The sequence below is a fragment of the Ancylomarina sp. genome, from assembly GCF_041555295.1.
GTDB lineage: Bacteria > Bacteroidota > Bacteroidia > Bacteroidales > Marinifilaceae > Ancylomarina.
The window spans coordinates 1-26,526 of the sequence record NZ_JBFFKR010000026.1; the positions used below are offsets into that span (position 1 = coordinate 1).

Consider the following 26,526-nt stretch of genomic DNA (forward strand, 5'->3'; position numbering starts at 1 on the left):
ACTGCAAATCCGAAAGATTGGATGGCAGATGAAATACTATTGGCCAATCCACGGTTTTTGTTGAACCATTTCATTAGCATGTTACGTGAAGCTAAAGTCAATACTCCTTGTCCAGAAAATCGAAGCATAAAGAATAGAGCCGAAACCAAGACAAAACTGACCGCTGAGAATGATATATTTGTCCACAGAGAAATACTATTACTCATTTGATCGCTTATGGAGAAGAGTAGAAGGGTTAGCGCTAAAACACAGGCCGCAAGAATAGCGGTGAAACGTGCACCAAACTTGTCGTATACTTTTCCTGCCTTGGTCAGAAATAAGGAACTCATAGCCGTACCAATCAGATAGGCTGAACTCAGCGCGTCACGAGAGAGTTGCAGCGAATCGATCAGGTAATCGGTAAAAACCGATACCCCAATGGTTTGACCCGGGATTGAACAAATGATTCCTATTGTGGCAGCAATCATGGCCATCCATCCATAAAAGATTGGGAATTTGGATGGGGCAAAAGGTAAGTTAGGATGACGTTTTATTGGCATGTTTTAAAATTTTGCACAAAGAAAGTCAAATAAGCCGAGAGTAAAGAAATCAGGAGGTGAAATCTAGGTGTAATACTAACACTATTCTAGAAATTGTTACTTCGTCCATATTTAACTTCATTTCTTGTCTTGAAACAAGAAACGAAGCAAAGAAATTCAAGACTGCTATTTAAATAACTTCTTTATTCATCTCATACTTAAGTGCGGCCGAGTGATCTTCGAACATCCCGAATTATCGGGACAACTTCTCGGTCTTACTAAAGTTTAGAGCTAAAACAAAATCTATTTAAAATAGAGGTCATTGTAAAACACCTATCAATTATTTAAAATTAAAAAATGTGGAGTGATACTGATGTCAGAGTCTTGTAAGTTTACTGAGCTTTGTATTAGTTTGTAAATCGTAGTTATCAATTCGTAATTTAGTATCCGATGTTGAGTTCGGAGTCTTTTAAGTCTATTGGGGTTAATGCATGTTCGTAATTTGTAATTACCAATTCGTAATTCTTAACTCATAATCTAAAATAAGCCCCTAGATATTAAATTTGATTTTTAAGCCTGTTTCTTTATGCTGCTTCCCGTCAAAACTCCAAAAAACTTCCAAATCAAGAAGAAGGAATATTTGGCTTAAGCCATAGCCTGCTTCCCAGTAATTCTTTTTCCCTGCGTGAGTCAGGTAATTAAGAAACACCTTTTCTTGTATAACTAAAGCGTTATTCAAAATAGGCAGACGTTTTAATAAGAAACGGTCGGAGGTGTACTGAATATGCGCTTCGGCGTATTCTTTATTTGTTGCATGTTGGTAGTAATCCAATAAACGGAATGTGTTCATGTCAGTACCGAGCATAAATACAGGTTTGCTGGTTGCAAATTGGCGATAATCGGCAAAGTACGTTTGCTTGTTCGATAAAAAAGAACCCGCCTTTAAGCTATAGGCCAGTCGATCGTTAAATCCCATTGTGAATTCTTGTTTTACCGAGGCTTCTAAGAATGAAAAATCGGTTTCAGACTCGAATATATCCTTAATGCCTTGTTTGTAGAGTAATGAAAAAGTAGGCTGTGAGTGATAAGATGTCATTCGTTTCACACCTTTCTTTACCGTATATCTGTGGCGAGGTGTGTAATCTAATTGTGCTGTAAAAGTTAATGCCTTACTATCGCGAACCAATTCAGGATTTACACCCTCTGGTGTGTTTGAGCTGTATTTATTGTCTTTGGGACCAGCGAAGTAGAATTTACTGTTGTTATAAAGCTGTTTTCTGTTGGCATATTCCAATCGGGTATTGAGATGTAAACCATTTGCCAGATCGGTCTTGTGCCATAGGCTGATATAGTTTTTGTCGTACAGCTTTATGTGATTTTCTTTGTAAAAAAGCGAATAGGCCATATTGAGGAGTGGTTTAATGCCTGAATCTTCATTAAAATCAACAGCTTTACTACCGGCCTTAAAACCAAGCGAAGCTCTCTTCATGCCATTGTAACGGTATTTACTTCCGACTGTGAAATCAAGATGCTCACGTGAGAAAGCATAGCTGAGATCAGAACGAGTTTCAAAATAATGACCTAAAGTATCACTTTTAGAATAGGAGAAAGGTGCATCGAAAGTAAAGCCTTGTACCGTATTGTAGGAAACTTTATCAAAGGCCAATAGGCCAGGCGTAGACAAACGTGAGTTCGATTCTTTATACGTGTATGTTTTGCCCCAAAGTAGGTGATCAAACTTAAATTCTCTGTTAGCTCTGCGAACTGAATCTTTATATTCTGGTGTGTTTTTTACTTTCACGATTGAATCTTTTTGTACAAAGCTGATCTTTTCGTCGTTTGAAAGTGGGATAGGGCGCATTTCGACCCAATATAAAGAGTCTTTGGTTTTGGCACCTTTAGCTATCTTCACCTTTTCTATTTTGATCTCAAGGGGCTCTTTAACTTTCTCTTTTTTGTTTTTCGAATTCTCTTTTTCCATTAATCGAGCAAGCTTTCGCATATCGGAGTTCTTCATATCCGGCTTTTCGAGAAGGGTCTGAATATCAGCCTTGCGTTTTATCTCCTTAGCCGATAAGACTTTTGATTCTTCGGTATTGCTTAGCTTGTTTATATCTTCAGTTTCTTGTTTTCTAGCCAGTTCTTCTTGCTTTAGGTAGTCATGATCTAAATCAGGGTTTAATGTCACTTCATAATCTTTGATTGAAGCAACGTACATGCCTTCCAAACCAAAACCCATGCCTTTGAATTTGATTTTGTAGTCGAGACTGACTGGCATCCAAACATCTTTAGCAACTGGTGCGTATATTTGATGCATGTGAACATGAGTCATAGGCAGCTTTAGTTTCAAATCTGCTGAGTGAATGTTCCAGAAGGTTTCTGCGATATAGATAAAGCCTTCAAGTAAATCTTTCCCTTTCCTTTTTGGAATCACTTTTATTTGGTTGATCGTTCTGCCTTGATCTTCAAATAGGGATACCAATTGAAATTTATAGACTGTAAAAGCGGCTTTATCTAAAGGAGAAATGAACCCATTTTCGCGTGTGTTGTATAGGTTTAGAGAGATGAGTTGCATTGGGTTTACTTGATCATCTAAACCCGAAGATCGAATAGAGATCACTTCTTCCTCAATCTTATTTGGAAGTTGAAAATGGATTTTGGATATATTTTCTGTGACGAATACCTTACCGACTGTAATATCTTCTTTTGCTAGTTTCTTTTTTAACAAGCGAGGAACACTGGTAATTTTGCCCGAACCTTTTAGGTAGACTTTATTGGTGTAATCACTAATCTGCTTGGTGTAGTAATCGCCCATTGCAACTGCTTTTCGCATGACGAAATAGGCTGGATCTTCCCCACTAGCCAAAACTGTTACTTCTTTTAGCTGATAGGTTTGAGGAGCAAGGGCAACATCCATTTCCATATTGTTTTGCCCCATGGTAACTTTCACTTCCTTGGTTTTGTATCCCATGTATCGATAATGAAGTTGCCATTCACCCTCGGGTAGATCGAGATGATATTGCCCATCGATATTCGATGTGGTTCCTGTAGCTAGTTCTTTAATGAATATATTGGCAAAGGGGATTGGTTTTCCTTCAAGGTCTGTTATGTTTCCACTTAATTGTTGGGTGTAGCCAGTAAATGAAAACAGGCAGAATAATAGGATGAAAATGTTTCTTGTCATAATTTGATTTTGGGTTTTCATTAAGAGTAACGAATTGGGTCGTGATATTGTTACACTTTGTTTTTTTTAGTCGTGATTGTTTTTTAAGATGGTAGTAAAGATATTTTTTAAAATTGTTAAATTAAATGTAAAAATCATAAAAAAGAATTATGATTGGTTTGTGTTGAGAACTAGGCAAAAATAAAGCCACAATCTCAAAGCTGAGATTGTGGCTAATATTTATTTAAAAATCAAAGAATTAGACTCGTTGACTTTTCAGATTGTTAAGACCTTCATAAGACTTTATAGACTTTCCTCAACCCATTTTAGAATATCCTGATAGCGGTATCTTTCCAGTTTCCCAAAACCAGGCATTCCTTTAGCCTTAATTGTTGTGAATTTTGGTGTGTAGATTCCACATAGGAATTTGGTGATCAATTCCGGGCTTTCTTTGCCCTTAAGGCTATCACGTAATTTTTGAGTTAACTCCTCAAAATTGTAATTTTCAAATCCAGGGAGCTTATCAGTTTGAGCAATTTTAACTGCGCCTGAAGAACATACAGAGCAATGACCACACTCATTTATTGGTAGGGTTTCTCCAAAATAGGCTGCTAGTCTTGTGCTTAAACAGCTTTTTGATTCAAACAAGGAGATCATATTCTCAATTCGTTTGACTTCAGCCCCTTCTTTTAATTTGAATTTATCGAATAGTTCTTTTGCTAATTTTTCTGTGTCGAAGTTTGAGTCCTTTATCGAAAAGACATCTGCCATTTGAGAAGCTTCCAGTGCCAGCCAGCCTTGCTCGCTAAAGTATTCAAGAGCTGCAATAATGCGCTGGCGATCTAGCTTAGGATTTTCTTTGATATTATCGAAATCGACAGTCCACCATTTTCTAGCTTTATTACAAGTGTCGAATACTTCTTGAATGAATTCCTTTCTTTCGCCCTTAAACTTGTTAATTATTGTTTGATCATCAATGTTTAGAGTGAATCTATATGTGGCAAAATAGGAGTTTAGAGGCTTGAGAATACCCATAATCTCAAGATAAACTAATAAGGTCTTAATAGGCAACATTCGGATATTGCAAAGCGCAGGAATATTAATTAATCTAACATCCCAAATTTCACCAGCAGATTGGATGATGTTCAGTAGTTTTTTGATTCCCTCATACTCAGGTGTATCGCCATATACAAAGTTTTCGAGTATGTTCACGTTGTCGCGATTGGCTAAAACCACACAGTTGGCTGGCTGGTTGTCTCTGCCTGCACGACCAATTTCTTGAGAATAGTTTTCTATAGACTTAGGCAAATCGTAATGAATCACATTACGAATGTTGCTTTTGTCAATGCCCATTCCAAAGGCAATTGTTGCGACCACACAATTAATCTCGCTCTTCATAAAGCGGTTCTGTATATCCTCTCTCATCTCATTTTTCAAGCCAGCGTGGTAGGCCGTTGCAGTAATTCCCTTCGAGCTTAAGAAATTTGCCACATTCTCAGCTGTTTTTTGTAGGGTCACGTATATGATACTTGCTTCATCTTGTTTATTTGAAAGCATGTCAGCTAAAATTTGATTTTTATCAACTTGTCTCACCGGTAGAACTTGTAAGTTCAAATTGGAGCGATAAAAGCCAGTGACATTTACATTCTCTTTAGAAATATCAAACTTTTTGCACATATCTTCAATAACCACAGGTGTTGCAGTAGCTGTCAGCAATAGGCTTTGCTCAATATTGAATTCCTTTTGATAGGCAGGTAGTTTTAGATAATCGGGGCGGAAGTTATGTCCCCATTCTGAGATACAGTGAGCTTCGTCTACAACAAGTAGTGAGATAGGAATCTCCTTTAAGAAACGACGAAAGCGTTCGTTCTTAAATCGTTCTACAGATATCATAAGGATTTTATGTTTCTTATCCTTGATGCCTTTCATCACTTCAACTTCTTCTTCTCTCGAAAGACTAGAATCGATGCGAACGGCTGAAATGTTTTTTGAACGAAGAAAGTCCAGTTGATCTTGAATTAAAGCCAGTAGGGGGGAAACGACTAAAGTTAAGTTTGGTAGCGTTAAGGCAGGCAATTGATAACACAATGATTTTCCTGAACCCGTTGGGAAAATGGCAATGGCTGATTCTCTATTGGTAATTTTGGTGATCACTTCTTCTTGACCTTTGCCGAAAGATTGAAAGCCAAATTGCTGTTTCAGAAGTTGATGTATCATGGACTTGAGTTTGTATGTTAGTTAGAAAGCTTTTTGTTATAGCACAGCGAAATTAATAAAATAGGCAGATTAAACTTAGGGATTCAAACTAAATTTTTAAAATGATAACGAGCCGTATTTTGACTTCTATAATTTTTAGTTTAATGAAGAACTTGTGAGTATATTAGTTTGTTTGAACCTGATGTTTTTAATTCGCTTAATTAATAATTTGTTAAAATTCACTTCAATTTTGACAATTAAATTGCAATAGATACTTTTGTGTGAACTTGCGCGGTGGCGCGATTTTATTACTTATCCAAGACTGAAGAGAGGCAAAGCGTTAATGATATATAGAATATTAAGAAATATTAAGAGTCAATTGTCTCTTTCTAAGGTGGGTAAAGATTTGTTGACTTTGGCTCTACCTATAATTGGAGCGCACCTTTTACATACGGCTTACAACCTAACCGATATGATTTGGGTGGGGGCACTGGGTAGTAGTGCAGTGGCAGCTGTCGGCTCAGCAGGCTTCTTTATTAATATAGGTTGGGCTCTGGCTTCAGTTATTACAGTCGGTGTTAATGTTAAAATTTCCCACTCAATAGGTGCGAAAGATTGGAAATCAGCAGGCCGATTTGCAATTTCAGGTCTTTGGGGTATTAGTTTTCTCTCAGTTCTATTTACTTCTATATTACTGGTTTGGCCAGATGCATTTATTGGTTTTTTTGAAATGAAGGATGCTCATGTCAATGAGATGGCAACTTCGTATTTGATTATTGCAGCAAGTGGTAGTGTTCTTAATTTTACCAACTTGTTTTTTATCTCGATATTTAATGCTCAGGGTAAAACCAAAACTTCACTCAAGGCAAGTTTGGTTGGAACGTCTCTTAATATCTTATTAGATCCGATTTTTATTTTTCTCCTAGATCTAGGAGTCGAAGGTGCTGCTTATGCAACCATTATTGGGCGTTCGGTGTCATTAATCTATTTTATTTTTGCTTTCCAACGAAGTTCGACTATCAGGTTAAAAGGATATTTTCCACATTTAGATAAAGTTAAGTCTATTATTAAAGTTGGTTTTCCAGCAGCCTTTCAGCGTATATCTTTCTCATTAATATATATTGTAATGGCTCGTATTATTGCCGAATGGGGACCAACAGCTATTGCAGTACAAAAGATTGGGGTGCAGATAGAAGCCTTTACCTTTATGATTGTAGGTGGCCTGATGCAAGCAGTTACAATTACTGTGGGCAAACATTATGGAGCTAAAGATATGCATCAAATCCCTAAGGTTTTTCGTGCTGCCTGGCAAATGGCATTTGTCGTAGGTGTATTAACCACTTTTATGTTTTTGCTGATTCCTGAAACTTTATTCTCAATATTTGTTCCCGAAAAAGAAAGTATTTTAATGGGTAAGAACTATTTACAGATATTAGCTATCTCACAGTTGTTTATGTGTATGGAAATGATTGCTGCGGCAGTTTTTCATGGTGTTGGTAAAACATCGGTTCCAGCTATTGTAAGTGTTGTTTTCACAAGTATGCGTATTCCTTTAGCTTATGTGTTAGGCTTTTGTACTTTCCTTAGTTTAAATGGAGTGTGGTGGAGTATTAGCCTTACCAGTATCATAAAAGGAGTCTTGTTATTTTTCATTTTAAAAGCTTATTTTAGGAAGTATAATTTACGTTTTGAGAAAGTATTTGTTTTCAGCAAGAAACTATCAAAGAGTTATGAGAAACTATAGAATTAAATAAAAGTAACGACCAAAGAGAGTAATCTATGTAACTTGGATTTCTTTCATATATTGAATATTTGACGACTAAATAAGAAATAAGATCATATGAAACGAGCCATGCTGATATGTTTACTCATAGAGAAAAGATTATTAGGGCGACTTACTTGTGACAAAATCAAATTATAGACACATGAAAACCATTCATAAAAACCTATTTGAAGTACTAGAGCATAAAAGTATCCGTAGCAGTATTTGCGATGGTAAGTTTGGGATAGAAAAAGAAAATGTACGTGTGGATAATAGTGGCCACATGGCTACAACACCACATCCTGGAATATTAGGCGATAAGTTTAAACATCCTTATATAACCACTGATTTTTCTGAATCTCAGGTTGAGATGATTACCCCTCCGCTCGATAGTGTTGATAAAGTACATGGGTTTTTAGAGACACTTCATGATGTGGTGACTCAGAATATTGGGGATGAGTTGTTATGGCCACAATCGCTACCACCATTATTACCAGATGAAGAAGATATTCCTATTGCTCAGTTTGGCGATAAGGGTGTGGGTAAAGAGCGTTATCGTGAGGTTTTGGCTAAACGTTACGGTCGAGAAAGACAAATGCTGACTGGTATACATTACAATTTCTCTTTGTCAGATCGACTGGAAAAAAAGTTGATTAGGATTTGTTGTCCAGATGGTGATGCCGAGGCATTTAGAGAGACTCTGTACTTGAAGATGCTCCGTAACTTTATGCGTTACCGTTGGTTCTTGGTTTGGCTTTTCGGTTCGAGTCCTGTTTCTGATCCATCTTTTAAAATGAAATCTTTAAAAACTGGAGAGAAGAAACCCGTTGTGTGTGGTCATGCCGTTTCTATTCGTACAAGCTCAGGAGGTTATAGCAATGAGGAAGAGTATTTTGTCGATTTTAATAGCTTGGATGCCTTTAATGCATCAATATCAAAATTAGTAACTGAAGGACGATTAGTCGGTCATGAGGAGCTATACTTGCCAATACGTCTTAAGTTTGATGAGGATGAGAGAATCTCTCATCTGGAGGTTCGACTTTTGGATTTAGATCCATATGAAAAAGCCGGAATATCGAAAGATAGATTGAATATGGTACATCTATTCCTTTTACATTGTCTATTTAAAGACGAGCCAGATCATTATGATGAGAAGCAGCAAGAAATTGCAGCGAACAACCAAGACCTTGTTGCTTGTTATGGTCTGAAACCAGACTTGAAGCTTTCAAATTTTAAAGGAGAAGAAATTTTAGCTAAGGATTATGGAAAAGAAATCTATTCAGAAATTCAGGATTTTTTAGGTGTTGCTCAATTGGCTGATAAAGAGCAGTATATTTCAGCCATGAAGCATTGTGAAGGTCTGATAAATGGATCAGTAGTGCGTACATCTCTGAAAATAAGAGAGGATATCTTGAAAGAAGGCTTTATTTCTTTTCATATGGGACAAGCTAAAAAATATCAGTTTGAGAGCGAGCTTAGTAGTTTTCGTTTTCATGGCTTTGAAAATTTAGAATTGTCTACTCAGCTGTTGCTTAAGGCCGCTTTGCGCCGGGGTGTTGAATTTGAGATTCTTGATCAGAATGAGAATTTCGTGCGCTTGAAACAGGGCGATAAGGTTCAGTACGTGATGCAAGCTACCCGAACTTCCCTGGATAATTACAGTTCAGTTTTAATGATGGAGAATAAGTTGGTAACTAAAACCATTCTACATGAGTTTGGAATCAGCGTGCCAGGTGGAATGAATTATTTGTTTAAGGAAAAGGCTCTATCAGATTTTGAACTTTTTGAAAATCGTGCTATTGTCATTAAACCGAAGTCTACAAATTTTGGACTAGGCATTAGTATCCTTAAAGAAAATAACAAAGAAGAGGTGTATCAACGTGCTGTGGAGATTGCCTTTGAACATGATAACAGTATCTTGATTGAAGATTTTGTTCCTGGTAGAGAATTTCGCTTTTTTGTGATGGGCGAAAGGGTTGTCGGTATTTTACATCGTGTCCCAGCCAATGTGAAAGGTGATGGTCAATCTGCAATTAGAGAGTTAGTTGTAAAGAAGAATCTGGATCCTTTGCGTGGTAAGGGGTATGTAACACCATTAGAAAAAATCAGCTTGGGTGAAGCCGAAGCCATGTTCTTAGCTGATCAAAATCTAACTTTTGAAAGTATACCCGCCACTGATGAAATCGTCTATTTAAGAGAGAATTCAAATATTAGTACAGGAGGGGATAGTATCGATTTTACGGATGATATCCACCAATCATATAAAGATATTGCTGTAGAAGCGACAAAAGCTCTAGATGTAGAAATTACTGGTTTGGATATGATGATTACTGATGTAAAAGCTCTTGCTACAAAGACGAATTATTCTATTATTGAAATGAACTTTAATCCTGCAATTCATATTCATTGTTATCCATATATAGGTAAGAATCGATATTTGAATGAGAAGGTTTTGGATGCTTTGGGTTATTAACTATAGATAATCCATCTGAGTTGCTTAAGATATTTTAATGTTTGTTATAATTCACTTTTTTATGTATTTTGTTTTGGTATGTAAAAATTAATAAAAATATGTCGAATGTTAAGTATTCATTTCTAGATTGTAATGATCGAAAGATTCTTCTTCGAGAATTTTCTGAAGATGCGAGCATTGAAGACGTGATAGCCTCATTTGAGGAAATTATGGATATGAAAATGCTCGCAAATAATACCCCGGGTGTTATCACAGATTTGCGAAATGTGAAATTTGAGATTAACACCAATGTTTTCAAAAGAGTTTCCATCTTTTTGAAAAATAACCCCGAATTATATAAATATAAGTTCGCAGCTTTAACAAAATCTCCCTTGCAAGTCGCACTTGTCATTATTGTTAACAAAGTAAGCACAAAATTGAGGGTTAAACCTTTTTCAACTAAAGAGGCTGCAGTTTCTTGGGTGTGTGAACCGTGAGAATCTGTTCTGTAGATGAAATATGTTATACAACCAAAATGTTGTAGAATACACCTAAAAAAAATCGACTCTATCTATATTATTGTTTAAATTTGTAAGCCTACATATGGAGTTCTAATCCACTTTGTAGAGCTGTAGATTAGACTATTCAAATTTTAAAGCAATAAAGATGTCCGATTTTAACTACCAAAAACCATTTCCTATAACTAAGGATACAACAAAATATCGCTTGTTGACCAAAGATTTTGTGTCAACTATCGAAGTAGAGGGAAGAAAAATCCTTAAAGTAGATCCTAAGGGGCTTGAGATGCTTTCGAAGCAAGCTTTTGCAGACGTTTCTTTTTACTTGCGTCCAGCACACCTTGAAAATCTTAGAACAATTCTTCAGGATCCGGAAGCTTCAGATAATGATAGATTCGTAGCACATACTATGCTTTTGAATCAGGTTGTGGCTGCAGAAGGTGAATTGCCAACTTGTCAGGATACAGGTACTGCTATCGTAGTTGGTAAAAAGGGTGAGGATGTTTACACGGGTGTTGATGATGCTAAGCATTTATCGCAGGGTGTTTATGATACATATCAGGAACGTAATCTACGTTATTCTCAGGTTGTGCCCTTTAGCATGTTCGAAGAAAAAAATACCGGAACAAATTTACCTGCACAAATCGATATTTATGCCAATCAAGGTAGGGCCTACGAATTCCTATTCGTAACAAAGGGCGGTGGTTCAGGAAATAAGACATTCTTGTATCAGCAAACTAAGGCTTTGTTGAATGAAGCGAATTTGACCAAGTTTATTACTGAAAAAATTAAAGATCTAGGGACTTCAGCTTGTCCGCCTTACCATTTGGCTTTGGTAATTGGTGGAACATCTGCAGAATCTAATCTTGCAACTGTGAAGAAAGCTTCAGCAGGCTATTATGATCATTTACCTAATGAAGGTAATGAAGGAGGTCAGGCTTTCCGCGATTTAGAGTGGGAGAAAAGAGTTGTAGATATTTGCCGTAATAGCGAAATTGGTGCTCAGTTTGGTGGTAAATATTTTGTTCACGATGTGAAAGTCATTCGTTTGCCACGTCATGCAGCTTCATGTCCTGTTGGATTAGGCGTGAGTTGTTCGGCTGATAGAAATATCAAAGCGAAGATTAATGAAGATGGTATTTTCTTGGAAGAACTAGAGACGGAGCCATTTAAGTATTTGCCAAAAGAAGCGCCACACTTGAAGGATGCTGTTGAGATCGATTTGGATCAGCCAATGGAAGATATCCTAAAAGAATTATCGAAATATCCAGTTAAAACTCGTTTGAGTCTAAATGGAACATTAATTGTTGCTCGTGATATTGCTCACGCACAAATTAAACAAATGTTGGATGAGGGTAAAGAAATGCCTGAATACTTCAAGAATCATCCTGTATATTATGCTGGACCAGCGAAAACACCTAAGGGAATGCCTTCTGGAAGTTTTGGACCAACAACTGCGGGTCGTATGGATTCATACGTTGATGTTTTCCAAAAAGTAGCCGGATCTATGGTGATGGTTGCCAAAGGGAACCGTTCAAAAGCTGTAACTGATGCTTGTCATGCCAATGGTGGATTCTATCTAGGATCGATAGGTGGCCCTGCAGCAGTATTAGCTAAAAATAGCATCAAATCGATTGAAGTAATTGATTTCCCAGAGTTAGGGATGGAAGCAGTTCGTAAGATTCGTGTTGAAAATTTCCCTGCTTTTATTATCGTAGATGATAAGGGGAATGATTTCTTTGCAAATCTTTAAGAGTTTTCGATTATTTATGATTTTAAATCTTTTATTTAAAATTCATATCTAAATCGTAAATTAGATTCATTTTGGAAAATAAAAATTAAACAAAATTAAATAAAACAATATTATGGCTTTAAATAAGAAAGTGGAAGCGATTTTAAATAATCAGATTAACAAAGAATTTTGGTCTGCATATTTTTATATGTCAATGTCGAACTATTTAAATGCTAACGGCATGCCCGGTTGTGCTAATTGGATGCATGTGCAATTTCAGGAGGAAATTTCTCACGCTCTTAAATTGCAATATTTTGTAAATGAAAGAGGAGGACGTGTTCTTCTTGAACCTATTGCCGAAGTTAGAACGGAGTGGGATGATGTTTTAGATATTTTTCAAGAAACCTTGAAGCACGAAGAAGTTGTGACTGGTTTGATTAATGAATGTGTTAATGTAGCTATGGACGAAAGAGATCATGCAACTGTTAATTTCTTACAGTGGTTTGTTGACGAGCAGGTTGAAGAGGAAGCTACTGTTGGCGAAATTATCGATCAATTAAGAATGTTCAACTGCCAAGGACAGGGACTTTATATGATGGATAAAGAATTCAAAGCAAGAGTTTTTGTTGATGCAACAAAAGCTTAATTAAATTATTATTATATTGAAAAGTCTGCTAGTGAATTCTAGCAGGCTTTTTTTGTAAAAATCAATGGGTGATTCCGTCTAAGAAATTAAGCTTCTTTTTCACAAAGTCCTTTCATAAGTCTTAGGCTTTTCAATAAAATTAATTACTTTTGATTCCCATGGATATGAACAGGTATCTTATTGTCGTTTTTTCGGTGCTTACAGCTTGTGCATCGGCCGTTCCTAATGTAGATTATGAGGAACTGGTTGATGATGTGCAACGTTTTGCTGCTTGGTATGCCGATCATTCTGATAGTTTTGAAGATTGCTATAATCTCCCAATTCTTGTTCCTACCCAAACTTCTTCGGAGATTTCCGATATCTATACGGCAAAAAGCTTGACTTTACCGTTGATAAAGAAATTACCAAAATTCCCACATTTAAATTCGGATGCAGTTCATTTATATGAACCACTTTGTATTGAGATTACAGAAGCTATCACTGCTTTTGATTTTCAATATGAATCTATTTTCCATACCGGATCCAATAGCATACGTGCTCCAGGTTTATCTTAATACTCTGATATCGGCACATATTCATTTTATTCAATCTTTGAATAAAACTCATGAGTATGTAATTAATTGTAGTTGATCGTTTTTAATCAATAGAATTTTGATTTGAATGCAACTGCTTCTTTTAAAAATCAATAGACAAATAAACAGATGAGTTTCATAGATAAAACACTAGGTAAATTATTTGGTAATAAATCAGATAGAGATCTTAAAGAATTAGCGCCATACTTGGCGAGAATCAATAAGGAATACAATAGAATTAAGCAGTTAGATGTTAATGGGCTACGTGCCGAATCTCAATTATTAAAAAGCAAGATTCAAGATTATATCAAAGCAGAAAAGGATGAGATTGCAACTTTAAAGGTAAAGATAGAAGTAGGTGAACTGGCTGTAAATGAGAGGGAGGAGATTTATGATAGAATCGATATCATTGAAAAAAGTATCGATGATAAAATTGAAGAAGTTCTAGATCAGGTTTTACCAGCTGCTTTCTGTATTGTAAAGGAAACGGCTCGTCGTTTTACTGAGAACGAAGAGGTCGAAGTGACGGCAACTCAGTTTGACCGTGATTTGGCAGCTCGTGCTGATCATGTGCAAATTGATGGAGATAAGGCTGTTTATTTCAATTCATGGACTGCTGGAGGGACAGAGGTTGTGTGGAATATGATTCACTACGATGTCCAAATGATTGGTGGCGTTGTATTGCACCAAGGGAAAATTGCTGAGATGGCAACGGGTGAGGGGAAGACCCTTGTTGCAACTCTTCCAGTATTCTTGAACGCACTTACAGGACGTGGAGTTCACGTTATTACCGTGAATGACTATTTAGCGAAACGTGACTCGGAGTGGATGGGACCTATCTACCAATTCCACGGATTATCAGTTGACTGTATCGATAAGCACACACCAAATTCTGATGAGCGTCGTTTAGCTTATGCTTGTGATATTACTTTCGGAACAAATAACGAATTTGGTTTCGATTACCTACGTGATAATATGGCAACTAATCCTAAAGATTTGGTTCAGCGACGTCACAACTATTCAATTGTCGATGAGGTTGACTCGGTATTAGTTGATGATGCTCGTACACCTTTGATCATTTCTGGTCCAATTCCAAGAGGAGAGCATCAATTATATGATGAGTTGAAGCCTAAGGTACAGAAGTTGGCAAAAGCTCAATCTGACTTGGTGATGGGTATGTTCACCGATGCGAAGCGTTTGCTAAAAAGTGAAGATAAGAAGGAGCTGGAACAAGGAGCTAACTTATTACTTAGAGCGTTCAAGGGTATGCCAAAAATGAAGCCTCTTATCAAGTTCCTAAGTGAGCAGGGAAATAAGGCTTTATTGATTAAGACCGAGAACTTCTACATGCAAGAGAATAACAAAAACATGCATATCATTACTGATGACTTGTTTTATGTTATTGATGAGAAACAAAATTCAATTGAGTTGACCGATAAGGGTATCGACTTAATTACTGATGATAGTGATGATACAGCTTTCTTTGTGTTACCAGATATCGGATCAGAAGTTGCTGAGATTGAGAAGTCAGATATGACTGATGAAGAAAAGCTGAAGACTAAGGATGAAATGATCCAGAGCTATGCTGTTAAATCGGAGCGAGTTCATACTATCAATCAATTGTTAAAGGCTTATTCACTTTTCGAAAAGGATGTAGAGTATGTTCTTATGGATGGTAAGGTCAAGATTGTTGATGAGCAGACTGGTCGTATTATGGAAGGTCGTCGTTATTCTGATGGACTTCATCAAGCGATTGAAGCTAAGGAAAGTGTGAAAGTAGAAGCTGCAACGCAGACATTTGCAACTATTACCCTTCAGAATTATTTTAGAATGTACCACAAACTTTCGGGTATGACGGGTACGGCTGAAACTGAGGCTGGTGAATTATGGGATATTTATAAGTTGGATGTGGTTGTTATTCCAACTAACCGACCTATTACTCGTGATGATAGAGAGGATTTAGTTTACAAAACCAAGCGTGAAAAGTATAATGCTGTTATTGATGAGATTGGGGAACTTGTAAAAGCAGGTCGTCCAGTATTGGTTGGTACTACTTCAGTAGAGATTTCGGAGCTTTTGAGTCGAATGTTGAAACTAAGAGGCATTAAGCACAATGTACTGAATGCAAAATTACACCAGCGTGAGGCAGATATTGTTGCTGAAGCAGGTCATAAAGGAACCGTTACCATTGCAACCAATATGGCGGGTCGTGGTACGGATATTAAGTTGAGCGATGAGGTGAAAGCCGCGGGTGGTTTAGCAATCATCGGTACAGAGCGTCACGATTCTCGTCGTGTCGACCGTCAGTTACGTGGTCGTGCGGGGCGTCAGGGAGATGTGGGTTCTTCTCAGTTCTTCGTTTCATTGGAAGATGATTTGATGCGTCTGTTTAGTTCTGACCGTATTGTGAAGTTGATGGATAGAATGGGAATTGAAGATGGTGAAGTAATTTCACATTCGATGATCTCAAAATCTATTGAACGTGCACAGAAAAAAGTTGAAGAGAATAACTTCGGTATTCGTAAGCGTTTGCTTGAGTACGATGATGTAATGAACTCTCAGCGTGAGGTCATCTACAAGCGTCGTCGTCATGCCTTATTTGGTGAGCGTATCCAAGTTGATATTGCTAATATGATGTTCGATGTTTCTGAGGCTCTGGTTAACGAATACCATGGCGGAAGTTTTGAAGATTTCAAACTGGAATTAATTCGTATTCTTTCTATTGAGTCTCCAATTACTGAAGAGGAGTTCATGAAAGAGAAGCCGGAAGATATCTCTCAGAAAATATATGAAGTTGTTTTAGATGCTCATAAGCGTAAAGTTGAAATTATTAGTAAGCAGGCTTACCCTGTTATTAAAGATGTTTATGAAAGCAAAGCAGAAATTTACGAGAATATTGTTGTGCCTATCTCTGATGGAACCAAGAACTTCCAGGTTGTTACGAATCTAAAGAAAGCATACGAAACTGAAGCCGAAGAGCTGGTTCGAGCATACGAAAAAGTGGCTATTCTTGCGACGATTGATGATGCTTGGAAAGAGCACTTACGTGAGATGGATGACTTGAAGCAATCTGTACAGAATGCTTCATATGAGCAAAAAGATCCTTTATTGATTTACAAGTTCGAATCTTTCAATTTATTTAAAACTATGATTGAGACTACGAATAAATCGGTAGTATCGACTCTAATGAAAGGTCACATTCCTATGCAAATGCCTGATGGAATTCAGGAAGCAAAAGAACGTCGTCGTACAGATATGAGTGGACTTAGGACTTCGAAAGATGATTTAGGTAGCGATGGAATAAAAGAGCCTAAAAAAGCGGAGCCAGTTCGTAATGTTCAAAAAGTAGGTCGTAACGAACCTTGTCCTTGTGGTAGTGGTAAGAAATTTAAGCAATGCCACGGTAAAGGAATACCTGCTTAAGGAATTTATGAGAGTTGAGATGATTGGTTTCTTCTCAACTTTCAAATAAAATATTAAATATCTAACAAATATGCTACTGTCAATCCACTGGGATGTAGATCCTGAAATATTTAAGATTGGCCCAATTGCAGTACGATGGTATGGATTACTTTTTGCACTTGGGTTTTTATTGGGTTATCAACTTGTTGAGCGAATGTTCAAAAAGGAAGGAATTCCTTTGGAATGGCTCGAGAAATTATTCATGTATACCTTAATCGCAACAGTAATTGGGGCACGTTTAGGGCATGTTATTTTTTACGGTTGGGAATTTTATTCTCAACATCCATCTGAAATATTAAAGATCTGGCATGGAGGCTTAGCCTCTCATGGAGCGACAATTGGAATTTTAACAGCTCTTTACTTTTATTCAAAGAAAGTGAGTAAAAAATCTATTCTATGGGTACTTGATAGGGTTGCTATTCCAGTTGCATTAGCTGGTTTCTTTATCCGTACAGGTAACTTGATGAATTCCGAAATTATTGGGACTCAAACTGATCTTGCTTGGGGATTCCAATTTGTGAGAGCTCATGTTGATGATCCATTGACAGCTCGTCATCCAGCACAGTTATACGAAGCACTTTGTTATCTATCGAGTTTTGGAGTTCTGATGTTTATGTATTGGAAAACCAATGCAAAAGAATTTTCAGGACGTTTGATAGGTGCTTTCTTTATGCTAATTTTTACGGCTCGATTCTTTATCGAATTTATTAAAGAGAATCAAGAAGCATTTGAAGAAGGAATGTTCCTAAATATGGGACAATGGTTAAGTATACCCTTCATTTTATTGGGAGGATATTTAGCCTATAACTCTTACCAGAAGAAGAGAGCTTAATCTTAGGATGAAACAAAATATAAGTGGTCGATACCTCAGGTGTCGGCCATTTTTCGTTTGCTTCAGTTGGTCTAAAGTTCACAGATTTTATTATATTTAGATTGCTAATAAAAAAGACTTATGAATCAAGAATTGAATCAATCGATGGAAAATAAAATGAGCAAGACTTTATTATTTGTTTGTTTAGGAAATATTTGTCGTTCTCCAAGTGCTGAAGCAGTTATGAATTCTGTTATTGAAAAAGCAGGTAAGTCATCTTATTTTAAATGTGACTCAGCTGGCATTATTGGTCATCACGAAGGTGCAAGAGCTGATGGTAGAATGCGTACTCATGCTGCTCGTCGTTCCTATGATCTTACAAGTATCTCTCGCCAATTCAGATCTAAAACAGATTTTGATGAGTTCGATTTGATTATTGGTATGGATGATCAGAATATAAAAGATTTACAATCTCAAGCCAGAAATGAGTCTGATTTGAAAAAGATCGTTAATATGACAGATTATTGTTCGAAATACAAGCACTACAAGACAGTTCCTGACCCATATTATGGAGGTGAAGCTGGTTTTGAGTTGGTTTTAGACTTACTTGAAGATGCTTGTGATGGCTTATTAAATCATTTGGATGGAAAACTATAGAACAGTTATAGCAAAGGTTGAAGATTGGGCAGGACAAAAAGTATTGTCCACAAAATCGATTGGTGGTGGCTGTATCTCAAAAGCAGAGTTGCTTACTTTCGAAAAGGGGAGTACCTGTTTTATGAAAATGGCTTGTTCTGCTCCTGATGTATTTGAAAAGGAGGTCAGAGGTTTGAATGAGCTAAAAAAAGCAGGATGCATTCGTGTACCTGAAGTTCTATTTTTTGATCAGGATTGTTTGCTTTTAGAGCAAATTCATATAGGTAAGCAAGGTTATGACTTCTTTTCCAACTTCGGTAGACTGTTGGCGCATTTGCATCAATATGGTGCGCTCCGTTTTGGTTTCCCTCAAGATAATTACATTGGAAAAACACCTCAGATTAATACCTGCAATAAGGTTGAGGCTGAGAACTGGTGTGATTTTTATTACAATAAGCGCTTGCTTTATCAATACAAACTTGCTGAAGAAAAAGGCTTAGTGGGACCAGAGTTGAAAAATGGTTTTATTCTATTGGAAAATAGAATAGAAGAGATATTAGAGGGGAGTGAGGAAAAACCAGCCTTATTACATGGTGATTTATGGTCAGGTAATTTTTTATGCGATTCACAATCACAGCCTTGTTTAATTGATCCGGCAGTCTATTATGGGCATCGCGAAGCTGAAATTGCCATGACAAGACTTTTTGGAGGATTTGATGCCAGTTTTTATTCCAGCTATCAGAAAACCTATCCTCTTCCAGAAGGATACGATTATCGACAAAATATCTATATGCTTTACCATGTCCTAAATCATCTTAATTTGTTTGGAAACAATTACTATGGTCAGGCTGTGAAATTACTATGGTCATACCTCGATTAATTCCCATTTTAGATACAGATCAAACAATTTCTTTTAGGTGTAAAACATTGAATTAAGTCAGTGATAATGCCTTAAAGTGAACTTTTAACCCGCTGCAAAATAAAAAACGATTTTCTTATCTTTATTTATAGGCAGAAATGCCTGAAATGACTAGATTTGCAGGATATTCATATAAATAAGATGGAGAAAATTCAAGATATACTATCAAATGCTAAGTTGCATTTTGAGGCCGAAGAGTTTAAATTAGCACAAAGTTATTATCAAAAGGTTGTTGATTTAGATCCAAATCATATAGAAGCTAATTTCATGATTGGAGAGATTCATCATCAATTAGGTGATATGGCAAAAGCCTTGAGTGCATATATTAAAGTTAGTGATCTTCAGCCAGATCATGCTAAAGCAAATGTAAAGATTAAGATGATCAACACCATACTTGATTATTTTAATAAGGATATGCATAATCCTTAGCCATTATTTATCTAAAATAGATAAGTATTGAGTTATTAGGAATATAGGAGAGTGAGTTTATTATACGAGCATTTAGGATGTTAAAGTCTGTATTTAAAAGATTTAGGCTTTTTTAACTAATTTTGGTTCTTTCTGAATTATAAAACCGATCAGGATTTATAGTTATTTTTCGGTAATTAATTATATATTTGGAGAGGACGTAAGCCTAATCAGTGCTAGTTATAATAGCGAAGAACTCAAAATTAGATCAATTTATGTCATCGCAAATAAGAGAGAATTTACAGAAATTTTTCGTTTTAGGTGTATCATATCGTAAAACGGCTTTGGATGTAAGAGGACGTTTTTCATTAACCCAAATGGATCAGGAAGCTTTGCTTCGAGATGCTAAAGAATATGGAGTTGATGGCATAATCGTTTTATCCACTTGTAATAGAACAGAAATCTATGCCCATACTTCGGACATGGATCTAGTCACTAAATTATTCCTAAGTTACTGTAAAGGCAACGAAAAAGATTTCCGATATAATGGTTATACCATTCAGGGAAGTGATTGTATCAAGCACCTTTATCAAGTGTGTTCTGGTATCGATTCACAGATTGTCGGTGACTTCCAGATTGTAGGGCAGGTGAAAAATGCCTATCAATTGTCTGAGAATTATCAGATGATTAACTCATTCCTAAATCGACTTTTTTCCTTTGTATTTAAAGCTAGCAAAAAGATCAAAAATGAAACTGAATTAAGCCGTGGTGCTGCTTCTGTTTCACATGCTGCCGTACAGTATATTAAAGATAAAGTTGCTGATTTGGAATCGGCAAACTTTTTACTTTTTGGTACAGGTGAGATTGGAAAGGATACCTGTAGTAATTTGGTAAAACACATGGAGAATCGCTCACTGACTCTGGTGAACCGAAATGTGGAGAGAGCTGAAGCATTAGCTAAAAAATTCGATATTAATTATCGCGCTATGTCGCACTTAACCGAAGAAGTTAATAAGGCTGAAGTGATTATTGTAGCGACTGGAGCCCCTCATCCAACTCTGCTGTTGGAACATTTTGAAAATACAAAAGATTGTAAGCTGATTCTTGATTTATCGGTGCCTCGTAATGTGGATACCGCAATTGATTCTTTAGAAAATGTTTTGGTTATTTCTGTTGATGAACTTTCAGAGCATACTTCTGAAGCTATGCAACAGCGCTTAACTTGTATCCCTCAAGCTGAAGAAATTATTGATGATTCAATTCGTGAATTCTACGGTTGGTTGGAAGTTACTTTCTTGTCTCCAGTGATTGTCGCTCTAAAGGATAATTTGAATAAAATTCGAGATAAAGAGTTAGAATATCACCGAGCGAAGATGAGTGATGATGAATGGAAACGTGTTGAGAAGATTACTTCAAACCTAATGAATAAGATTGCCAGAGCTTGTATTAGTCATCTTAAAGATCATCATAAAACACAATCAAGTCCTATGGAAACCTTGAATATGATTTTTCAGGATCCTGAATCAAATTAAAATATTTTTATTAAAATTTAGAGCTGTATAAATACGTTTATATGGCTTTTTTTTGCACCTTAGGTGAACTAAATACAGGACTGGATTTTTCAATATAATTGACAGTTTCTGATTCAATCATTAGCATTATTTAAACGAAATTTAAGTCGTGAAAGGTGCTTAAAAACAACAAGCTTGACTATGTCCCTTAAGAAGAAATTAATTGTTGCAACTCGCCCTAGCCTATTGGCATATACCCAAACCATGCAGACTGTAGAACTTCTACAAAAGGCTAATCCAGATATCGAATTCGAAGTGAAAAAGTTTAGTACACAGGGCGACCGTGTATTAAATCGTTCATTGACTGAATTTGGAACGACAGGTTTGTTTGTAAAGGAATTGGAACATGCCCTTTTAGAAGGTGAGGCCGATATCGCGATTCACAGTCTGAAAGATGTACCTAGTTTTCATCCAGAGGGATTAAAGTTGGTGGCTTATCCTGAGAGAGAAGATTCTCGTGATGTGTTTTTAACTCGCGACGGTGTTTCTATTGATGATATGCCTCAGGGCTTCGTTTTGGGTACAGGATCTCCACGTCGAAGAGTGCAATTGTCAGATGTTAGACCAGATGCAAATTTTAAAGATATTCGTGGTAACATACATACGCGTATACAGAAATTGCAGGATGGCGAATACGACGCTATCATTTTAGCTGCTGCTGGTATGAATCGCATGGGAATAGGATTTGACGAGGAGATGCTAATAGATGTGGATCTATGTATTCCAGCAATTGGGCAAGGCGCTCTCACCATTGAAACTCGCGACAATGATCTTGAGTGTATTGCCATAGTTGAAAAGGTAAATCATAAGCCAACTCAACTTGCAGTATTGGCTGAACGTGCTTTTATGGCTGAGATTGAAGGGGGATGCAAGTTTCCTTTAGCTGCTCATGCTGTAGTCGATGCTAAACTTATGAATATGATTGCTGTAGTTGGCGATTTAAAATCAGGAGATTTTATCGTAGAAAGCATTGAAGTTCCTATAGAGGATTCTGTAGCAAAATCGGCAGAACTAGCTCGTAAGATGAAAGCCATTTGCGCTGAAAAAGGCATCAATTTTTATCAGTAAGATAAATCGAATAATATAGCTTTTGGATTCTAAAGATGGAACCCATAGATGAATTAATTATTAAACTATAAACACAATATAAGATGAGTTTACGTCCATTATTTCCTCAAACACGACTAAGAAGAAATCGTTATAGCAAAGTTATACGTAATATGGTTGCTGAGACATCACTTTCTGTTGATGATTTAATCATGCCACTTTTTGTATGTCCAGGCGAAAAGGTTAAGAATCCTATTAAGTCGATGCCAGGTAACGATCAGTTATCAGTTGATATGTTGGTTGAGAAATGTAAAGAATTGCACGCAGCTGGTGTAAAATCGGTATTGCTTTTTGGTATTCCTGAGTCGAAAGACGAGGATGGAACAGTAGCGACACACGAACATGGTATCGTTCAGAAGGCGACACGTGCCATTAAGTCTGAATTGCCAGAAATGTATATCATCGCTGATATTTGTAACTGTGAATATACAACCCACGGACATTGTGGAACCATTATCGATGGTGATGTTGATAACGACAGTACTTTGGTAACACTTTCGGCACAAGCTGTATCGTTGGCTGAGGCTGGTGTTGATATGGTAGCACCTAGCGACATGATGGACGGGAGAATTGCTCATATGCGTTCGGCTTTGGATGAAAACTGTTTCGAGAAAATGCCTATCATGGCTTACTCAGCTAAATATGCGTCAGGTTTCTATGGCCCATTTAGAGACGCGGCTGATTCTGCACCTCAGTTTGGTGATAGAAGCACATACCAAATGGATCCTCGTAACAGCGATGAAGCGATTCGTGAAGTTGAGATGGATATTGCTGAAGGCGCTGATATCGTAATGGTAAAGCCAGCTTTAAGTTACCTTGATGTGATTTACCGTACTAAGCACGAGTTTAATATACCTGTTGCAGCTTATAATGTAAGTGGAGAATTCTCAATGGTAAAGGCTGCTCAAGAGAGAGATTGGATTGATGGCAATCGTGTAATGATGGAGATTATGACATCGATTAAGCGCGCAGGTGCTGATATCATTATCACTTACCACGCACAGGAAGTGGCTGAGATTTTAAACAAACGATAAATTTAAGTTTTCTGTTATCGGTTTCCAATTGCCCGCTTTTTGATAAGCGATATAACTTTGACAACTGATAACTTTTGATAACCGATAACTAACAATATGACAAATTCAATTTTTCTAGATACAATCAATGGCATTAAGCGTGAGAGACCACCCGTGTGGTTCATGCGTCAGGCCGGAAGGGTTTTACCATCTTATATGAAACTACGCGAAAGCCATGGTTTTAAGCATATGATGGAGGATCCTAAATTAGCGGCAGAGGTAACTTTGCTTCCAATTCACGATTTGGGTGTTGATGCAGCCATTCTATTTTCTGATATTCTTGTGATTCCAGAGGCTTTAGGCATGGAATTAAGTTTCGAAGGAAAAGGTCCAACATTTAAAACGGCACTTAAGGATGTGGAAGATCCTTTGAATTTCCTTAAAGATATGCCTGAGCGATTGGAGCATATTTATAAGGCTATCGATGTGATTTTAGCGACTAAACCATCTGAAATTCCTTTGATTGGATTCTGTGGTGGACCATTAACCACTTTGTGTTATATGTTCCAGGGGTTTAGTCAGAATTTGAATTTCCCTGATTTTGTTCCTGCGATTTACCGCGATAAGGCAACTATGAAAAAGTTGGTGACTCGTATCACTGAGATGAGTATCCATTATGCATTGAAGCAAGTTGAGCATGGCGTACAGGCTTTTCAGTTGTTCGAAACGCATGCAGGCTTAATTCCTATTGAATTGTACAAAGAGGTGTTCTTACCATCGGTAAAAGCTATTCTTGGTGCGGTACGTGCAAAAGGTGTGAAAACCATCTACCTACCTAAAGGATTAGGAACAGGTATTAATATGGTGAATCACGATTTGTGTGACTGTGTGAGTGTCGATTGGCAAACTCCATTGCACGAGGTTCGTAAAATTGTTGGAGAGGATATGATTCTCCAGGGAAACTTTGATCCTAGAATACTACTTGCTGATAAGAATGCAATTGACCAGCAATTCGAATACCATTTGAACTATGGTCGTAAAGATCATAAATGGATCTTCAATCTGGGACATGGTTTATTACCGAATATCCCTGTTGAAAATGTGAAATACTTGATTGAGAAAGTGAAAACTTCTGATTGGGGGAGATAAACCTCACTCAATTCTATAAATACAAAGCCGACTTTAACGAGTCGGCTTTTTTTGCCTACATTTTTGTTGCTGAAGATCACGACAGATGGAATTAGGTATTTTATATTACCATCTTATTTAAAGATAATATAACTTTAAGTGAAGTTTGAAAATCCGTCATATTTCATAATCTTAAAATGAATAATTGATAATAAAACTTAATACTATAATATAATGGAAAATCTAAATCTTTATGCTGTTTTACTTGGCGGCAAAATTCGCGGAAATCATTTAATGGAGGATCACCATCTTGTTTTTGTTGTTGCAGAAAGTGAAGAGGAAGCTAGAAAATTATCGAAGAGCAAGTGGGATGCAGAAGACATACATATTGATGGCACACAAAAACTGAACATTGTTGATGGTTATCAAATAACTTTAGAAAAAGCCAGCAAAGAAGATGATGATTTTCAAGTTAATCCTGAATACTCTGCCTAGAAAATGCACATCGCATAACATACGATCATAGTTATATCTTGTCTTTTATAAATGTTGAGCCCTGAATATACTAAAGATTTTGCCTTTGAGCGCACTATCCTAAATTTGCAATAAGCACCAGATGATACGAAGTTTTATATTAGAAGATGCCAAAGAAATAGCGGAGATATATAATTACTATATCCTTAATTCAGTTGTGATTTTCGAGGAAATACCTGTTTCTGCAGAAGAAATTGAAGCACGTTTAAAATCGATCACTTCAAAATTCCCGTGTATAGTCTATGAAGTAAATGAACGAATAGCAGGTTATTCTTATGCCAGTGAATGGAAGTCAAGATGTGCCTATAAGCACTCTGCTGAAAACACTATATATTTAAAAAAGGGTGAAGAAAATAAAGGAATTGGCTCTATTCTATATCAGGAATTAATCTTCTGATAAAAGAGAAAAGATCATCTGGCGTCCGTTCCTTGCTGAGTTCAGATTAAATCTCTGATATAGGTTTCCATTCGCTTGAAATGGGAACCTTTCCAATACAGTTTATCGCACTGTTTGCAATAAAAAAATGCATTGAAGATTCTGAAAATGTCTTCCTCAACTCTATTCCTGATTTCCTCCTTATCTGTTTTTACAAGACTTGTGTTGCATGTGATGCAACGGGTAAAGGATTTAAATTGGCTTCTCAGGTCAAACTTATCGACAACCTCCCTTAGCTGCTCATGTTTTTCGGTAGACCTGACGAAATAACCATGACTAATTTCTTTGGATCTCAGCAAGGATTTATCCCGTGTGAGAATAATCCGTTTTTCCTTTTTGGCAACAGCAATAATTTCATCATCGCCGATATCCGATCTGTAAAGGGTGTCGAATCCAAGCATTCTAAGGTACTTTGCCAGTTTACCCAAATGGGTATCCACAACAAAAAGGGTGGTTCGCAAGGCTGTTTTTCTCACTTTTGTGATTACTGAAACATCCAGAGTTTCAAAAACCGGATAGACGGAAATGTAATCACACTCGCTAAGCTTGTGCTCAAAATCGGCTGATGTTCCATTGACGAGTATCATGTCTACCTCAGATAGAGGGACGCCGAGAGATTCGATGGTTTCACGAACAGTAATAGGCGTTTTGAAAGCGTGAACAAAGGCTTTTTGTTTCCGATTGAGAGTCAGAAAATCGTTTAGTTCGGCATAAAAACGGAATGTGAATTCTTTTTTTATGCCTTCACTGTCAGGTTTATTTGTTGCAGATCGGGTCATCTTTCATTCTTTTAAATCTCACCTCTCAATCTGGTTGATTGGTTAATTTACTGGTTTTCGAGGTTTGTTATAGGAAGAGTATACTTTTGCGACTATTGATTGGCACACAAGCTGAGCCTTATAAAGTTACTACTATTCCTTTTTAGATTCTGACTTTGATTGC

20 protein-coding genes and 1 pseudogene are annotated in these 26,526 nt (G+C 36.8%); 17 read left to right on the forward strand and 4 right to left on the reverse strand.

Annotated features, from left to right (window positions below):
- The 3 genes and pseudogenes from ABY905_RS03865 to ABY905_RS03875 all read right to left on the reverse strand — a co-directional run.
- A pseudogene (locus ABY905_RS03865) lies at nt 1–539 on the reverse strand (MFS transporter); the annotation flags it as partial.
- Nucleotides 540–1,068: 529 nt separating this feature from the next.
- Complete coding sequence (locus ABY905_RS03870) at nt 1,069–3,702, reverse strand: DUF5686 and carboxypeptidase regulatory-like domain-containing protein (protein WP_372640731.1); 2,634 nt, start codon at nt 3,700–3,702, stop codon at nt 1,069–1,071.
- Between the two features lie 282 nt (nt 3,703–3,984).
- Nucleotides 3,985–5,898: an ATP-dependent DNA helicase RecQ gene (locus tag ABY905_RS03875; protein ID WP_372640733.1), complete on the reverse strand. Its 1,914-nt coding sequence runs from the start codon at nt 5,896–5,898 to the stop codon at nt 3,985–3,987.
- Between the two features lie 322 nt (nt 5,899–6,220).
- Between ABY905_RS03875 and ABY905_RS03880 the strand changes: the two genes are divergently transcribed.
- The 17 genes from ABY905_RS03880 (at nt 6,221) to ABY905_RS03960 (ending at nt 25,545) form a co-directional block, all read left to right on the forward strand.
- Entirely contained in the window at nt 6,221–7,621 is a 1,401-nt protein-coding gene (locus tag ABY905_RS03880; RefSeq protein ID WP_372640735.1) for an MATE family efflux transporter, read from the forward strand.
- Between the two features lie 181 nt (nt 7,622–7,802).
- Nucleotides 7,803–10,112: a bifunctional glutamate--cysteine ligase GshA/glutathione synthetase GshB gene (gene gshAB / locus ABY905_RS03885; RefSeq protein ID WP_372640737.1), complete on the forward strand. Its 2,310-nt coding sequence runs from the start codon at nt 7,803–7,805 to the stop codon at nt 10,110–10,112.
- 98 nt (nt 10,113–10,210) lie between these two features.
- A complete protein-coding gene (locus ABY905_RS03890) occupies nt 10,211–10,588 on the forward strand; it encodes a hypothetical protein (protein WP_372640739.1) in 378 nt (125 codons plus the stop codon).
- A 169-nt stretch (nt 10,589–10,757) separates the two neighbouring features.
- Nucleotides 10,758–12,362: a fumarate hydratase gene (locus ABY905_RS03895; RefSeq protein WP_372640741.1), complete on the forward strand. Its 1,605-nt coding sequence runs from the start codon at nt 10,758–10,760 to the stop codon at nt 12,360–12,362.
- A gap of 112 nt (nt 12,363–12,474) precedes the next feature.
- Entirely contained in the window at nt 12,475–12,987 is a 513-nt protein-coding gene (locus tag ABY905_RS03900; protein WP_372640743.1) for a ferritin, read from the forward strand.
- Nucleotides 12,988–13,151: 164 nt separating this feature from the next.
- Nucleotides 13,152–13,541 carry a hypothetical protein gene (locus tag ABY905_RS03905; protein WP_372640745.1) on the forward strand — a complete coding sequence of 130 codons (390 nt, stop codon included), beginning with the start codon at nt 13,152–13,154 and terminating at the stop codon, nt 13,539–13,541.
- 147 nt (nt 13,542–13,688) lie between these two features.
- The gene (gene secA / locus ABY905_RS03910; protein ID WP_372640747.1) at nt 13,689–16,982 is read left to right on the forward strand and encodes a preprotein translocase subunit SecA; all 3,294 of its coding nucleotides are present in this window, start codon (nt 13,689–13,691) and stop codon (nt 16,980–16,982) included.
- Nucleotides 16,983–17,052: 70 nt separating this feature from the next.
- The gene (gene lgt, locus ABY905_RS03915) at nt 17,053–17,853 is read left to right on the forward strand and encodes a prolipoprotein diacylglyceryl transferase (protein ID WP_372640749.1); all 801 of its coding nucleotides are present in this window, start codon (nt 17,053–17,055) and stop codon (nt 17,851–17,853) included.
- 120 nt (nt 17,854–17,973) lie between these two features.
- Nucleotides 17,974–18,489 carry a low molecular weight protein-tyrosine-phosphatase gene (locus ABY905_RS03920; protein ID WP_372640751.1) on the forward strand — a complete coding sequence of 172 codons (516 nt, stop codon included), beginning with the start codon at nt 17,974–17,976 and terminating at the stop codon, nt 18,487–18,489.
- Nucleotides 18,476–19,348, forward strand: a complete 873-nt coding sequence (locus tag ABY905_RS03925) for a fructosamine kinase family protein (protein WP_372640753.1) — start codon at nt 18,476–18,478, stop codon at nt 19,346–19,348. Before ABY905_RS03920 ends, ABY905_RS03925 begins: the two co-directional genes overlap by 14 nt.
- A 180-nt stretch (nt 19,349–19,528) precedes the next feature.
- On the forward strand, nt 19,529–19,816 hold the full coding sequence (locus ABY905_RS03930) for a tetratricopeptide repeat protein (RefSeq protein WP_372640755.1): 288 nt from the start codon (nt 19,529–19,531) through the stop codon (nt 19,814–19,816).
- 254 nt (nt 19,817–20,070) lie between these two features.
- On the forward strand, nt 20,071–21,327 hold the full coding sequence (gene hemA / locus ABY905_RS03935) for a glutamyl-tRNA reductase (protein ID WP_372640758.1): 1,257 nt from the start codon (nt 20,071–20,073) through the stop codon (nt 21,325–21,327).
- Between the two features lie 180 nt (nt 21,328–21,507).
- The gene (gene hemC, locus ABY905_RS03940) at nt 21,508–22,434 is read left to right on the forward strand and encodes a hydroxymethylbilane synthase (RefSeq protein WP_372640760.1); all 927 of its coding nucleotides are present in this window, start codon (nt 21,508–21,510) and stop codon (nt 22,432–22,434) included.
- A gap of 83 nt (nt 22,435–22,517) precedes the next feature.
- Nucleotides 22,518–23,507, forward strand: coding sequence for a porphobilinogen synthase (hemB, locus tag ABY905_RS03945; RefSeq protein WP_372640762.1), 990 nt, complete (start codon nt 22,518–22,520; stop codon nt 23,505–23,507).
- Nucleotides 23,508–23,603: 96 nt separating this feature from the next.
- Nucleotides 23,604–24,635, forward strand: a complete 1,032-nt coding sequence (gene hemE / locus ABY905_RS03950) for a uroporphyrinogen decarboxylase (protein ID WP_372640764.1) — start codon at nt 23,604–23,606, stop codon at nt 24,633–24,635.
- 213 nt (nt 24,636–24,848) lie between these two features.
- A complete protein-coding gene (locus ABY905_RS03955; protein WP_372640766.1) occupies nt 24,849–25,109 on the forward strand; it encodes a DUF1543 domain-containing protein in 261 nt (86 codons plus the stop codon).
- A 121-nt stretch (nt 25,110–25,230) separates the two neighbouring features.
- Nucleotides 25,231–25,545, forward strand: coding sequence for an N-acetyltransferase family protein (locus tag ABY905_RS03960; protein WP_372640768.1), 315 nt, complete (start codon nt 25,231–25,233; stop codon nt 25,543–25,545).
- A 41-nt stretch (nt 25,546–25,586) separates the two neighbouring features.
- Here ABY905_RS03960 and ABY905_RS03965 read toward each other — a convergent pair whose 3' ends face one another.
- On the reverse strand, nt 25,587–26,363 hold the full coding sequence (locus ABY905_RS03965) for a Mut7-C RNAse domain-containing protein (RefSeq protein ID WP_372640771.1): 777 nt from the start codon (nt 26,361–26,363) through the stop codon (nt 25,587–25,589).
- Nucleotides 26,364–26,526: the final 163 nt, after the last annotated feature.